Source organism: Roseburia sp. OF03-24, assembly GCF_003463035.1.
Classification (GTDB): domain Bacteria; phylum Bacillota; class Clostridia; order Lachnospirales; family Lachnospiraceae; genus Roseburia; species Roseburia rectibacter.
This window is the reverse complement of record NZ_QSCK01000051.1, coordinates 1-12313: the sequence shown is the minus strand read 5'-3', so window position 1 is coordinate 12313 and position 12313 is coordinate 1. Positions and strand designations below refer to the sequence as shown.

18 protein-coding genes and 1 other RNA gene are annotated in these 12313 nt (G+C 41.7%); 1 reads left to right on the top strand and 18 read right to left on the bottom strand.

The annotated features are described in order from the left end of the window. The 9 genes from DXA60_RS17720 to DXA60_RS18950 form a co-directional block, all read right to left on the bottom strand. A partial coding sequence (locus DXA60_RS17720; protein WP_117922596.1) for a YdcP family protein occupies positions 1-386 on the bottom strand: 386 nt, incomplete at its 3' end. A 101-nt stretch (positions 387-487) separates the two neighbouring features. Next, the gene (locus DXA60_RS17715) at positions 488-835 is read right to left on the bottom strand and encodes a YdcP family protein (RefSeq protein WP_015521885.1); all 348 of its coding nucleotides are present in this window, start codon (positions 833-835) and stop codon (positions 488-490) included. 56 nt (positions 836-891) lie between these two features. Then, complete coding sequence (locus DXA60_RS17710) at positions 892-1425, bottom strand: DUF961 family protein (protein WP_015561495.1); 534 nt, start codon at positions 1423-1425, stop codon at positions 892-894. Positions 1426-1452: 27 nt separating this feature from the next. After that, positions 1453-2115 (bottom strand): hypothetical protein, encoded by a 663-nt coding sequence (locus DXA60_RS17705; protein ID WP_147345406.1) that lies wholly within the window; start codon positions 2113-2115, stop codon positions 1453-1455. 739 nt (positions 2116-2854) lie between these two features. Further along, complete coding sequence (locus tag DXA60_RS17700; protein ID WP_117922594.1) at positions 2855-3076, bottom strand: hypothetical protein; 222 nt, start codon at positions 3074-3076, stop codon at positions 2855-2857. Positions 3077-3092: 16 nt separating this feature from the next. Next, positions 3093-3317 carry a hypothetical protein gene (locus DXA60_RS17695; protein ID WP_117922593.1) on the bottom strand — a complete coding sequence of 75 codons (225 nt, stop codon included), beginning with the start codon at positions 3315-3317 and terminating at the stop codon, positions 3093-3095. Between the two features lie 16 nt (positions 3318-3333). Continuing rightward, positions 3334-3402, bottom strand: an RNA gene (locus DXA60_RS17690) — hammerhead ribozyme type II. Positions 3403-3426: 24 nt separating this feature from the next. Continuing rightward, a complete protein-coding gene (locus DXA60_RS17685; RefSeq protein WP_117922592.1) occupies positions 3427-3654 on the bottom strand; it encodes a hypothetical protein in 228 nt (75 codons plus the stop codon). Between the two features lie 51 nt (positions 3655-3705). Further along, entirely contained in the window at positions 3706-3861 is a 156-nt protein-coding gene (locus DXA60_RS18950) for a hypothetical protein (protein WP_199536250.1), read from the bottom strand. A 158-nt stretch (positions 3862-4019) separates the two neighbouring features. Here DXA60_RS18950 and DXA60_RS17680 point away from each other — a divergent pair, with 158 nt between their 5' ends. After that, positions 4020-4226 carry a helix-turn-helix domain-containing protein gene (locus DXA60_RS17680; RefSeq protein WP_055193772.1) on the top strand — a complete coding sequence of 69 codons (207 nt, stop codon included), beginning with the start codon at positions 4020-4022 and terminating at the stop codon, positions 4224-4226. Positions 4227-4311: 85 nt separating this feature from the next. Here DXA60_RS17680 and DXA60_RS17675 read toward each other — a convergent pair whose 3' ends face one another. From DXA60_RS17675 to DXA60_RS18745, 9 genes are all read right to left on the bottom strand, one after another. Further along, positions 4312-4527: a BrnA antitoxin family protein gene (locus tag DXA60_RS17675; protein WP_015521877.1), complete on the bottom strand. Its 216-nt coding sequence runs from the start codon at positions 4525-4527 to the stop codon at positions 4312-4314. Between the two features lie 2 nt (positions 4528-4529). After that, a complete protein-coding gene (locus tag DXA60_RS17670) occupies positions 4530-4820 on the bottom strand; it encodes a BrnT family toxin (RefSeq protein ID WP_015521876.1) in 291 nt (96 codons plus the stop codon). A gap of 95 nt (positions 4821-4915) precedes the next feature. After that, positions 4916-8929: an InlB B-repeat-containing protein gene (locus DXA60_RS17665; protein WP_117922591.1), complete on the bottom strand. Its 4014-nt coding sequence runs from the start codon at positions 8927-8929 to the stop codon at positions 4916-4918. A 97-nt stretch (positions 8930-9026) separates the two neighbouring features. Continuing rightward, positions 9027-10496, bottom strand: coding sequence for an Ig-like domain-containing protein (locus DXA60_RS17660; RefSeq protein WP_117922590.1), 1470 nt, complete (start codon positions 10494-10496; stop codon positions 9027-9029). A gap of 21 nt (positions 10497-10517) precedes the next feature. Continuing rightward, positions 10518-10730, bottom strand: coding sequence for a hypothetical protein (locus DXA60_RS17655; protein ID WP_117922589.1), 213 nt, complete (start codon positions 10728-10730; stop codon positions 10518-10520). Continuing rightward, positions 10714-11301: a hypothetical protein gene (locus DXA60_RS17650; protein WP_117922588.1), complete on the bottom strand. Its 588-nt coding sequence runs from the start codon at positions 11299-11301 to the stop codon at positions 10714-10716. The genes DXA60_RS17655 and DXA60_RS17650 overlap by 17 nt, the downstream gene beginning before the upstream one ends. A gap of 12 nt (positions 11302-11313) precedes the next feature. Further along, complete coding sequence (locus DXA60_RS17645; RefSeq protein ID WP_055193763.1) at positions 11314-11793, bottom strand: hypothetical protein; 480 nt, start codon at positions 11791-11793, stop codon at positions 11314-11316. Positions 11794-11802: 9 nt separating this feature from the next. Then, positions 11803-11943 (bottom strand): hypothetical protein, encoded by a 141-nt coding sequence (locus DXA60_RS18750; RefSeq protein ID WP_015561482.1) that lies wholly within the window; start codon positions 11941-11943, stop codon positions 11803-11805. A gap of 121 nt (positions 11944-12064) precedes the next feature. Beyond that, positions 12065-12313, bottom strand: a 249-nt coding sequence (locus DXA60_RS18745) for a hypothetical protein (RefSeq protein WP_117922587.1), incomplete at its 5' end; no start/stop codon positions are given.

Sequence of the window (12313 nt, the reverse complement as noted above, 5' to 3'; positions counted from 1 at the left end):
GCTGTTTTCGGCGCATCTGCTCCGGCAGCTTTTGTCTGATCAGCAGGCTTTCCTGCAGCATCTGCCAATACAATATCCTCCGCATTGATGTACCAGTCTGCCGTTGCCCTTCCTCCGAACGTCGCATCCGCTCTTGCACTTACTACCGGATTTACAAGCGTTACCGTTGCATTGTATGGGAACGCTTTTTCTCCGGCTTCCGGTGGAATACTGACTGTGATCGTGTGCCCCTGGCGCTGACATTTCAGGTCATATGTACGTTTTTTTATCTCATCGGTCACATTTCCTTCCTCGTCCTGCGCGTAGTTTTCTCTGCGCAATGCCGCAAACTTTAATTCTCCTAATGTTTTCTCTGTATCAACAACTAATCCCTCTGGAAATCTCATATTTTATTCCTCCATCTTTCTATTTTTTCTTTATTTTTTTTCTTTTTGAATCATTCTCTTTTATTTCATTTGCTGTGCTGCACATAATTCCCTTTACCGGATCACTGCTTTACTCCCGCATCTTCCAGCTCATCCACAGAAATGATATCATCCGCATAAATTTTATAATTCACATAACCCTTGTTATTGATCGCGTACCCTTCAATTTCCACACGGGGATTTACCAGCACTACCGGTTCCTCATATTCAAAATGCTTTACCCCTGCCTTTCCAGGAATGATAACCTCAACATTATCCGCGCGCTGTACATCAGAATAGAGACTGTAAGTTCTCGATATAACTGCATGTCTGCCGCCATTTATACGCTGCTGACTTTCCCTGCCAGCTCCGGCAAAAGTGATGTTTCCTAACGATTTCTCTGCATCAATAAATACATTTTTTAATTCCATGATATTTTCCTCCTACTGTTTACGTGTTTTTACTTGTCTTTCTGATCTGTCTTTTCTTATTCATCCCGGTTTACAATGCTGTACCCATGTTTCATCAGGTATTCTTCTACCAGTTCGTCTAAGCTGCCATCATCCGGTTCATCTTCCAGGCAGACATCCGCTTCACGGTAAATGCCATCTGCCATTAAAAGCAGGCTGTTCATTCCATCACTCCGCGTCTCGTGATTTCTCGCAATGATGCTCGGATTTTCCAAAACGACCGCTTCACCAAATTCAAACGGCTGGGATCCGTTCGCGCCGATTACTAAAGCCTCCACGACTTCCCCGCGGAGTGCATCTGCAAAGAACGTGTAGAAATTTCCTTTTACGTCTTCCCCGCAAATGTTCCAGGTGACTGCTTCCCCTTCACCGGCATAGTGCAGTGCTCCGAACGTCTTTGACATGTTCGGGATCACAACTCTCACACCCATATGTACATTCCTCCCTTCTGTGTGTTTTTTCTTTCTTCCACCCACCAAAACAGCCGGTATGATTAAGCTGTTTTTGGTTGCTGCCTCATCTGAAAATAAGGCTCCCACCACATAACCCATTTTTTTCCTTTCCTAGCATCAGCACAATTAAAACGGGTTCAAATCATCTAACGCTGGTTCCATTTCTGCCCTGCAGACGGCTGCCGCTGCAATGACCGGATCGGAATCTGCATATCGCCGCATTCCAGGGAAATCATTGTTTTCAATCGCTTCCTGCAGCTTTCTTACTCTTCCGGTCACTTCATCCGGCCGCACACGCATGCACGCTGTCTGGATCCGCCCTAAAAAACTCTCATGATCCGTTACAAACTGATAATCCGGATCCATTAAAATCTGTTTTAATGCTGCTTTTGCATTTTTCTTTATATTTTCCCTGCCACGCATATAATTCACATCCATCTCCGGCGGCAGATCTGCGAACTCGGATGGAATAAAAAAGCCGTGTGCAATCATTTCCTCCTGCTGGTATTCGATCCGTCTGCGCTTATAATTAAGTTCCTGTCCGTCCGTCCACTTCGGACCATGTGCGCCTTTTAAAAAGACGATGCACCAGTCCGCCACCGCCGCAAGGAGCTGACTATAAAATTTGATCAATTCCCATTCCCGTTCGATCCCTTCTGCGTAATCAGTTAAAAGAAGCTGTCCTTCATTTAACCAGCTTTCACGCTCTGCCGGTGACATCTGTATTCTGCCTTTGTTCTTCCAGTCTTCTACATCATAAGCGGTAACACTGTTTTCTGTCTGCGCCATCTTCTCCACCTCCTTAAAAGATTCCTTTTTCGTTTCGTTTTTTTCAAAATTCAAAATACCTGCAACTCCCCGCAATACTGTATGCAGGCAGGTTATTTTTTTGTGTTTTTGCAGATAGTTTACATCATGCCAACTTTTGGGGTCTTAGTTGTCATAATGTAAACTAAGGTTTTTACCGGAGTTTTTGCCGTATTTCCGGCATTTGTGCCCCGTAATTAAGAGTCGCCTATCGCATTTGTACCCCCGTGTTACAATCCGGGGGTTAAGCCGGGCGCTTACGCGCCCGGCAGAAGCCCTGAAGGGCTTAGCGCCGCCCCGGAGGGGCGCCCCGCTTCGCTGCTTACACTCCGTCCGCGCGCCGCGGGACACCCCCTCCGGAACAGCACTAAACCCTTCAGGACAGCGGCCGCTCTCCCCGTCTTGCAACACCGTAAGAACAGCGTGGATTTTATGGATAAACAGCTATTCCATCATTGATAACCGCGTGGATAATGCATGGAAAAATCATGGAAAAGGAAAAACGTCTTTCCCACAATTTTCCCACACATTCCCCACACAGTTACCAACGATTCCATAAACAGCAGCTTATCCACAAACTCCACCCTGCGACTAAGGTCTGCTGGTATCCTTTTATTTTGTTTTTTGATAAACAAAGAGAAAGGAGCTTTTCCCTGTGGCGAAGACGCTAAACATCAAAGCGCCTCCGCTATGTGAATTTGTAAACAAGGCAGGGACAGGATCACGACAGTTTCTGCCAGACAGCCCGGACACTGCGATGTTTTACCGCCTGGTAGGTTATATCGCTTAATAAACACTGTAACAGTTTCTCCAGCGTCCACCAGTTCCGAGTTGCTCCGCGTTTTTTATATCTCCGGTTATTTTCCTTCACATAATGCTCAAGCAATGCTTTTTCATCAGCAGTCAATAATATTTCAACCTGCACGCGGGTGTACTTTTCCATTTCTTTTCCTCCTGTACTAACTTTCTACATAGCCGATAACTGTATAATCATCTTCATTCAGCGGCTTATATACCGGACGGTAGGTTTTACCATTTTTCAAAATGTACTCCTCTCCGTTCCATTCTCTTTCGATCAAGATTTCCCCGTTTTCCAAAAACACATTTAACGGATCTTCCAATCCATATGTACTGACTTGTGGAAATTTCTCTTTAAACTCTGCAAGTGTTAATTCTTTTAACATTTTCCTGCCTCCATTCTTTAATCTGCCATCATCAGAGCCGGGCGATCATCCCGCGGCTGACGCTCCAGGGTGGAGCGTTTCGGCTTTTATAGTTTCAGTTTTTTTCAACTCATCTGTTGTAATAAATGTTATATGCTTCCTGTCTTTCTGCCTGTCTCATTGCAAGAACGCGTTCAAATGCTCTTTTTACTGTTGGAAGGACATGCGCGCCGCTTTTTATCGCTTTTGCAAGTACAACCATCTCCTCGGCTGTCTTGTCATAAATATGTGAAATTATGTTATCAAACTCTTCCACCGAAATATTAAGCTCTTTCAAATCCTGTTCATATATTCTCATGTGTTTTCCTTTCTACCCTCGTAACCTCCGGGGCGGGTGATTTTTAATACTTTATGCCTCCCTCTCAACTTCCAGTTTGTCAATATTTCCTTCTTCCATGTCCTCAACAATCGTTCTCAACTCATCCAGAATATCCCCTTCCTTTGGTGTCTCGAATGTGTAATTTTCGTTGTATTCCTTTCCCTCGATTTTAATTCTATAAATCATGTTTTTGTCCTCCCTGTAATTTATTTTCCTGTTCTTTATGATTATATTATAGTCGATTTTGAATATATTGTCAATACTTTTATGCTCATTTTTGAATATTTTTTATTTGTGCTTGAATATATTTTATCTCTATGTTATTATTTTCAAGAGGTGATAACATGAGTGCAAGTAAACAAATTAAACAGGCAATGTTAGAAAAAAACATCAAAGTTTCCGATCTAGCTGAAAAAATCGGCATGAAACCACAACCTTTAAGTACCAAGCTCTATCGTGATACCATGAGTTACTCAGATGTTGAGAAAATAGCAGATGCTCTTGGCTGTGATGTCAGGATCGTTGATCGGGAGACTGGAAAAACATTTTAATTTTCCAGACAACAAAAAAGGAAGATGCTCTTTTGTCATCTTCCTTTTACATTTATTGCTTATTCTATTTTTCTTTCTCTTTTCCTTATTTCCAGGACATCTGCAGCTCTCTTTTTTGCGCAACACAATCCGAAAGATACAAATTTATCAACGTCTGATATGGAATCCCGGAACTCTCCGACTGCGCTTTAAAATAATCGATCACATCCCCATCAAGATTTATTGTTACCTGTTTTTTAATCCTCTTTGAATACGGGTTTTTCCTCGGATTCAAATTCTTAATATCGTATTCTTCTCGCATTTCTACCACCCTTCCTGATATATCTTTTTCTCACTCTTTGTTGCTTCTCTTGCAGAAATTAAACGAATAACATTATCATCATCACGATAACAATGACTTACAATGCATATTTTCGTTGATTTAATTGCGCCAATGATGAGAAATCTGTCTTCATAAAGCGAATGGTCTGGATCATCAAACAGGATAGCGTTTTCGTCTCCAAAGACTTCTACTGCTTCCTCGAAAGATAAGCCATGCTTTTTCTTATTAATTTTATTCTTATTTTCATCCCATTCAAATCTTATGTTTTTCATAATTATATTATAATTATTTTATAATTATTTATCAAGCTAATTTTCAAAACTTGATAAATAATTTTCCCTTTCAAATTTTTGTTGCGACGTCGCAATTATTCTACTTTATTCGGCGCCATGAACCGATTATAAAGCTCTGTCAATGCTCCAGGCTCTTTACTGTTTCCGATCCCGTGCTCCTGGACATATTGTTTCATTTCAAGAATCGTTTCATGCGGGATCAAAAACTCATCTTCCGGCGTGTCGTTTTTCAAATTATCAAATGCTTTCTGCAGTGCAGAGTGATAATCCGCATCTGTCATCCAGATAGAATTTTCTTCCAATCCGCCATGTTCATGATCCAGGTTAAAATATTTTTCACTGATAAACCTGGTCTTTCCTTCCGGTTTTACTTTCACCGGTGTGGTATCGATCACATGCACCATGATCTGTTTCACATAAGTGTTTCCCACATGGTCTACCACGGTTAAATTCTCGGATGTGGCAAAGTCATGCTGCAGATTTGTAAATTCTTCTGCCTGGTAGTCCGGGATCGTGAAGGATGTGAAAACTTCCGGATCACTCGGTGCCGGATTGGTTCCAGGTAAAATCGGACTTCCATCTTCCCGGTCGGTTGCCGTTGCATGGCTTAAGATTTCTTCTTCCGTGATAAAACCACTCTGTGCCTGCTCTAAAGTATAATAGAGATCCTGTGCCTTGATCCACGGACAGTCGTCCCAGACAGCATAAAGTGTGATCTCTCCACCATCTTCTGCCACAAGGTTCCGAACGATATCCCCGGCTTTCCACTGTGGGATAAAGGTGTCTTTGCCATCTTCTAAGGACCATCCCATAAATACAGATGTGTAGACTTTTTTCTTTGGCTCCTCGGCTTTCTTATTTTCCTCGTTGTCTTCTTCCTCTAAGTCATCCAGATCATCTGTCACTTCTGTCTCTTCGACATCCTCCGGATCTTCGGTATCCTCCATATCTTCCGTTTCTTCCTCTTCATATCCATCCATCATTGCCTTTGGAATCACTCCGGCAATCACATCCTCTGTCACGTTTTGTCCATCCAGTGTATATTTCACATAGGCTGCTGTTCCGTCTGCATTCCATACATCCGGCAGCGTTACATCTTCATCATACGTTGCTTCAATATCATCGATATGTCCGGCTCCACCGTTCGGATCAAAATGGATCGTATATTTATTTGCCTCTGCATTGGCTGTCATCGTGACATTTCCGGCCGGCATCGTAAATACAAACTTCTTAGCATCTACGGTCTGCTCCCCACCGGATCCGCCTTTATAATTTCCTTTCCAGTTTAACCAGTGATAGCCTTCTTTTACTGCCGCATCGATGGTAACGCTCTGTCCATAGCGGTACGATCCGCCTCCGGTCGTCTTTTCAATGCCGGTTCCGGCATTTAATGTTACATTATATAGATGTCTTTCATAATAATAATCAATGACCATCTTTCCATCTGCAGTTACCGCTTTCGTCTGTGTTTTCGGGCTGTCAAAACCGGTGTATGTCTTTACTGCAGGCGTTATTCTACTTCCGATCTGTGCTTTTTTCGTCTCTGTTTCGGCAAGTTCATAGTTTTTATCGTCATGGGTTGATGCAATACCGTCTGCTTTCTGTTTCCAGTGGCGGACGGTATATTCTGCCTGATCCAGTTCCCAGTGTGCATACAGGGAAATGATCTTTCCTTTTTTTCCATTGGATAAGGTACCGCTCTTTGCATAGCCCCGCCAGTCACTGGCACAGATCTTGCCCTGATTATCTCCGGATGCTGCACCGTCCACATTTACATAGGTTCCGCCGCTTGCTGCAGTCCACCATCCGGCTTTCGTATGGGTTCCGCTTATCACTTTTCGGTATCCGTTGATCGTGATACTGCTTGACAATGCAGCATTATAATAGGTGCCGTAACGGTATGTTTTATAGATATACGGTGTGTTATTTTTACAGATACTGTTGATCTGTGTTCCGGTATAACTCTTTGTCGCTGTCTCTGCATCACTATTTCCGATCAATGTAAATGTATTACCGACTTTCCACACATCCGTACTCGTCAATGCCCTTGGTGCGTTTATGTAATAACGGACTTCATAAGGCTCCCCGATGCCGGTAAGTGTCAGCGTCAGGTTATAAGCAGGCATCTGTCTTTCATAAGCATAGGTATTATCATTTACCATGTCCGATGTTGCCTTGCGGTCTGTGGAGACATTCGTTTTTTCATTGAGGTCTATCCATTTACTGAACACGTAGCCGGTGTTAAAGGTCGGTACTGCTGAAATAATTCCATTATATGGAATATCAACAGAACCTACATAGTAATCGCCTGCTAACAATTTCTGATCTGCTAATACCGTAAGTGAAGTGTAATACCGCCCACTTGGGTTAAATCTTTGTATATCAATATTCTTTCCGGCAGTCTTATCCATCTTTACTGTAAACCGATACATCGGAACTGCCTGAGACGATAATGGTTCTGTTTTTTTCTCAATTCCGGTGCTAAAAGACTGTGACCGGAGTTTTCCGACAACCTCATACTGGTTTTTAAAAACTTTCTTTCCTGAATTTTCCTTTACGCTACATGAAATCGTATAGCCAACATAACTGTCATCTGCCTTGTTATCATAACCGGATAAAGTCAGTGTATGTTTGGCTGCATCATATTTAAGCTCTTTTGCAGTCCCATAAACAAGTTTTTTTTCTTTAGGATTTTTTACACCTTTATCAAGCACTGTAAATATTGTTTCACCTTTTATCGGAGTCAATGCATCATCCAATGTAACTACCAGTTTTCCATCATAATAACCGGTATCCGGCTGGTCTGTTTTTACCTGTATACCTCCTGTTACAGTTGCAGATACTGCACTGGTTACCGTTGTATCCTGATTTGAAATAAGATCATAATCCGCTACATCCACCGCAAGCCCGACAACAAATAATGTTGACCAGGATGAATCGGATGCTTCTGCACGGAATCTCTTGGTTGCAAATCCCGGATGCGATCCATCATCCTGATTTACGGTGAAATCCATTAACATACCACGGACAGAAGATAACTTAGAACTCAGCTGTGTGTCTCCATGATAGAAATAAGAATGTCCGATCAGTCCACTGTTTGAATATGCCAGCCTTTCATTATTATTTTTATCTTTATTATCCCGGTCATATAAATCAAGTGCAAAAGATTTCTGTTCTGTCGCATTGCTTTTTACAATTCCTGAATTGGTTCCAAGCAGTAATAATTCTCCGCTTACTTCGGAATCTTCATTTATATACTGATTTGTCTTGCAATCCCCAAGATTCAGATTCATGGATACAGGGTTTTTTGTCCACGTACTGCCTTCCCACTGATAATTAAAATGAGAACCAATTTTTAAGGAAACAGCCCTGACATTTGCTTTGCTGTTTTTCTCGATTACGATCAGCTGCCATGCGGAACTGCTCTCACCTGCATGTGTACCCTTGTCTGTATTACTTGTTTTCATTGACGCTGCATAAGGGATATTTGCAACACCGTATTTACCATAGCCATATTTCTGAACAACCGAGGTTACATCTACATACATACAGGAAAATGTATATTCTTTTGTTCCAAGATGTGGTTCACGCATATCAACTGCAGCATAGGAAGCATTTACTTTCTTTGTAAAAGCACCCTTGTCTGTTGAACCGGCAAAATAAACCGCTTTATTCGCAGCCTTTTTTACAAGATCCGTATTATTTTTTCCCTGTACGGATGTTTCCCAGACAAGATATGCTGCTTCTATCTGTGTTGCACCGTCTGTTTTTTTCAGACTTGCAATAGAACTGTTTACGATTTTGTCCTTACCAATGGTATCTACCGTTGCTTTAAAATCAGTATCCTTCACCATTTCATTATAATTATTATTTTCATAATAACCATAAAATCCGAAAAAGTTCGCGTCTCCGGTATAATTGATGCTGTACTGACCGATCAAATCCGTCACGATCTGTGTTTCTTTATTGATATTTACATTTACATCCGCTTTTACAGTAAACGGCCGGAGTAAAAAAATACTGCTGATCACGAGTGTGAACAGCAGCAGCATTTTTCCTCCTTTATTCAGTTTTCTTTGTTCTTTCATAGTTCTCCTTTCATGTTTCATCATTCTTTTCTATCAAAACAATAGAATGCACGCTTCTGCGAACATCCTACTGTCATGAATGAATTTAGATTATTTGTTAATCTCCTGCACTCTGTGTATACCAGCAGGTTGTTCCCTTATCTGTCACTGTACATTTCCAAGAATATTTGCAAAATCCATCGGCAGACTTTAAAGTCAAAGTTGCTGTACCATATCCAACACCCGCAACTGCATAATCATCATATACTTTGATAATGCTTTCATCACTACTTGTAAGCGTAAAATTTTTGTTTTCCGCATTTAACGGAAGCACATCCCTTGATAACATAACCTGACGATAATCATATATATCATCCTCATATGTAGCATCCAAATCAGGATCCTGCTTCTTCAGATTCGTATACATATTAAACTGGAATGCTGTCACAAGTTTCCTAACTGTTACCGTGTAAGTCGCAGATACGCTCTTATCAGCCTTGGATGTTACCGTGATCACTGCAGTACCCGCTTTTTTCGGAGTGACTTTGCCGGTAGATGAAACGGATGCAACACTCTTATTGCTTGATTTATATGTAACTTCCCTGTTCTTTAAGCCGGTCATGCTTTTAATCTTGATCTGTGCTGTGCCATATTTCTTTTTATTTGAAACGAGCATTTTGGCGCAGACTACATAATATTTACGTCCCGGATCATCTGCATCTCCATCCAACGGATTTCTTGCATATGCTGCAATCTCCCCTGCATCAAATACCGCATCCGGCATACCGTCGACTGCTCTTGGCATTTTATCAAAACTGGATTCCGGTGCAAGTGTTACGCTTGTTTCATCAAGGACGATTTTTTTCTTTCCGGTTGGTGCATAGTTTGTGTTGATCGTGTCCGGATTCTTTACTGTTACTTTGAACTTTGCAACTGCCTTTTTATTTACCACGGATGTTACTGTGATCGTTGCCGTTCCGGCTTTCTTTGCAGTTACCTTTCCTTTGGATGAAACTGTTGCTACTTTTTTATTACTGGATGCAAATTTCACACCCTTTCTGCTGATCCCTTTGTAGGATTTTACTTTGACCGTGGTTGTCTTTCCGACTGCGATCGTTGCTTTCTTTTTCTCCAGTGTGATCTTGGCGTTCTGTTTCTTTTTGCTGACGGTAACTTTGATCGTGCCTTTTACTTTGGCATTGTAAATGGATGTTACCGTGATCTTACAGGTTCCTTTTTTCTTTGCAGTGATGACACCCTTATTTGTTACTGTCGCAACTGCATTGTTACTGGATTTATAAGTCAGCTCTTTTGACGGTTTGAAGTTTATCTTATCCCCATAAGCGTTTGTTCCGCTTGTCTGAATGTAATCCCCATTCTGCCACATGCCATCGATCGTGAACTTTACATATTCACCTGCATACAAGGTTACTTTGCTGCCAGCCTTGCCGTTGATTTTGAAATCGATCCGATTGGCTGCCTTTGCCGATACTTCTTCCGGCTGTGGTACTACGATGCTGCTGATGCACATGATAAGTGCAAGCATCAGTACGACTGCTTTTTTCCATCCTTTTTCTTTTCTCTTCATAACTACCTCCTGTTTTATCTTTTAACATTGTTCCATGTTGTTTTCCCTGATATTTCTATACTTATAGTATACACCTTTTTCTCTTAAATTCCAAGGCAGTGAGCAATAAAAATTGTCACTGCCGTAAATAAAAATACTTCCACAAATATAAATGTTCCCATCCCAATAATCAGAATATTTAACATCCTGTTTTTTCTTATCTTTTTCATCTTTTTCCTTAATTCCAGACTGCATAATAAGCTGCATCCTGCGTCATCGTCATATTCTGATCCAGAGCATTTCCCTCTGCATCTGCCCATCCTGTAAATGTTTTTCCTTCCTGTACCGGATTTTTTGGAACCGGAACTCCATCACCGTTCAGGACCTCATAGCATTTATAACAGTCCGTATCCGATAAATAATATCTTACCAGGCAGATCTCCGGCACTTCTTCCTGAAGTTTATTTACAACCGCTGTCCTGTCATATGACACGGTTCCCGGTTTTCCATTCGGATGCTTAAATTCTTCTGTCACAGAAACGGATAAAAGCTGCTTATCCGTTTCTGCAGCATTTACTTTTAGCTGGATATCCGAATCTGAATCGATCGCATAAGCTAATGTTTCTAAAAAATCAGCTTCCAGCTGATTCTTATCTGTGACATTATACTTTTTTGTTAACAGATTTTCTGCCGTCTCTTCTACAGTGGACGGCAAATTACTTTTTAATTCCATGCTCCGGTTCATTCTTCCCGATACCGCCATGATCGTTAAAAAAATCACTCCGGCAATACAGGTTGTGACAATCGCCCTGATGATTAATTTCATTTGTGCCCCTTTCTACATGACCGGAACATGGATCACTACGGTTGTTTTCCGATTACCGGAATCCACTGCTTTTACCGTAAAAGAATACTTTCCGGCAGATGAAAACGTGATCGTTCCGGATGCCTGATCCATCTGGTCTGTCAGTTCGTTTCCATCTTTATCACAAAACTTTAAAAGTTTTACCGCAAGCTCCTGTCCGTTATAGTCATGTGCTTTTACATAATCTGCTACATTCACTGTTCCCGGTGCAAGACTACCACTTCCATGGTATTCAATCACCGGTGCATCTTTTGCGATTTCTGTCTGATACGCACCATAGTCTGCATAAGCATTGTAATCAGTCCCATCCGTATTCATATGCGCTGCTATGATTTTTACGATTCCACGGTTTCCATCCGAATCTGTTACTGCAGAAAATATAATCGTAAGGATGCATATCGTTACCGCAACAGTGACCAGCAGACCGCCGTGTTCTTTCATGATCTCTTTCATGTCATTCTCCTAACCACATAAACCGTTAAAAAATGTCTCTATCATCTGCTTAAAATATCCGGCATATACACCATATGCCATGGCAAGTGCTATGACGGACACCGCTCCGGTCTGTACGCTTCCTCCAAGTTCTTTTACAATCTCTTCCATTTCATACACCATCCTTAAAATGCTGTTGCAGCCATATATACGCTGATCATAAACGTGAGAACCGCCAACGCCGGAACCGACTCTAAGATCATTTCACCAATCTGTTCTATAAACTCTTCCATTACCGCGCGATCCCCCTTGTCATATGCGTTTTCTCAATGCCAAAAACCGGCATCTTATAATCATAAGACAGTATTACATCTGCTGATACTGTCTCCCCCTCTGCATTCGCAGAAGGCGTTACGGTCAGTGTATACCCTGCTGACTGCGCCTGCGAAATACAGCTGCTTATCACATCCCGGTTAAAATCACTGTTTTCAATTTCTGCTATCACATCCGCTTTGTATTCCTTTGCCGCTGCCGTCTGTGC

Excerpts from the sequence above, each read along its gene's own strand:
- DXA60_RS17695 (WP_117922593.1), bottom strand. The coding sequence starts at position 3,317 with ATGTTAAAAGAATTAACACTTGCAGAGTTTAAAGAGAAATTTCCACAA.
- DXA60_RS18950 (WP_199536250.1), bottom strand. The coding sequence starts at position 3,861 with ATGATTTATAGAATTAAAATCGAGGGAAAGGAATACAACGAAAATTAC.
- DXA60_RS17685 (WP_117922592.1), bottom strand. The coding sequence starts at position 3,654 with ATGAGAATATATGAACAGGATTTGAAAGAGCTTAATATTTCGGTGGAA.
- DXA60_RS17700 (WP_117922594.1), bottom strand. The coding sequence starts at position 3,076 with ATGGAAAAGTACACCCGCGTGCAGGTTGAAATATTATTGACTGCTGAT.
- DXA60_RS17650 (WP_117922588.1), bottom strand. The coding sequence starts at position 11,301 with ATGAAATTAATCATCAGGGCGATTGTCACAACCTGTATTGCCGGAGTG.
- DXA60_RS17715 (WP_015521885.1), bottom strand. The coding sequence starts at position 835 with ATGGAATTAAAAAATGTATTTATTGATGCAGAGAAATCGTTAGGAAAC.
- DXA60_RS17660 (WP_117922590.1), bottom strand. The coding sequence starts at position 10,496 with ATGAAGAGAAAAGAAAAAGGATGGAAAAAAGCAGTCGTACTGATGCTT.
- DXA60_RS17670 (WP_015521876.1), bottom strand. The coding sequence starts at position 4,820 with ATGAAAAACATAAGATTTGAATGGGATGAAAATAAGAATAAAATTAAT.
- DXA60_RS17705 (WP_147345406.1), bottom strand. The coding sequence starts at position 2,115 with ATGGCGCAGACAGAAAACAGTGTTACCGCTTATGATGTAGAAGACTGG.
- DXA60_RS17675 (WP_015521877.1), bottom strand. The coding sequence starts at position 4,527 with ATGCGAGAAGAATACGATATTAAGAATTTGAATCCGAGGAAAAACCCG.
- DXA60_RS17655 (WP_117922589.1), bottom strand. The coding sequence starts at position 10,730 with ATGCAGTCTGGAATTAAGGAAAAAGATGAAAAAGATAAGAAAAAACAG.
- DXA60_RS17680 (WP_055193772.1), top strand. The coding sequence starts at position 4,020 with ATGAGTGCAAGTAAACAAATTAAACAGGCAATGTTAGAAAAAAACATC.
- DXA60_RS17710 (WP_015561495.1), bottom strand. The coding sequence starts at position 1,425 with ATGGGTTATGTGGTGGGAGCCTTATTTTCAGATGAGGCAGCAACCAAA.
- DXA60_RS17665 (WP_117922591.1), bottom strand. The coding sequence starts at position 8,929 with ATGAAAGAACAAAGAAAACTGAATAAAGGAGGAAAAATGCTGCTGCTG.
- DXA60_RS18750 (WP_015561482.1), bottom strand. The coding sequence starts at position 11,943 with ATGGAAGAGATTGTAAAAGAACTTGGAGGAAGCGTACAGACCGGAGCG.
- DXA60_RS17645 (WP_055193763.1), bottom strand. The coding sequence starts at position 11,793 with ATGAAAGAGATCATGAAAGAACACGGCGGTCTGCTGGTCACTGTTGCG.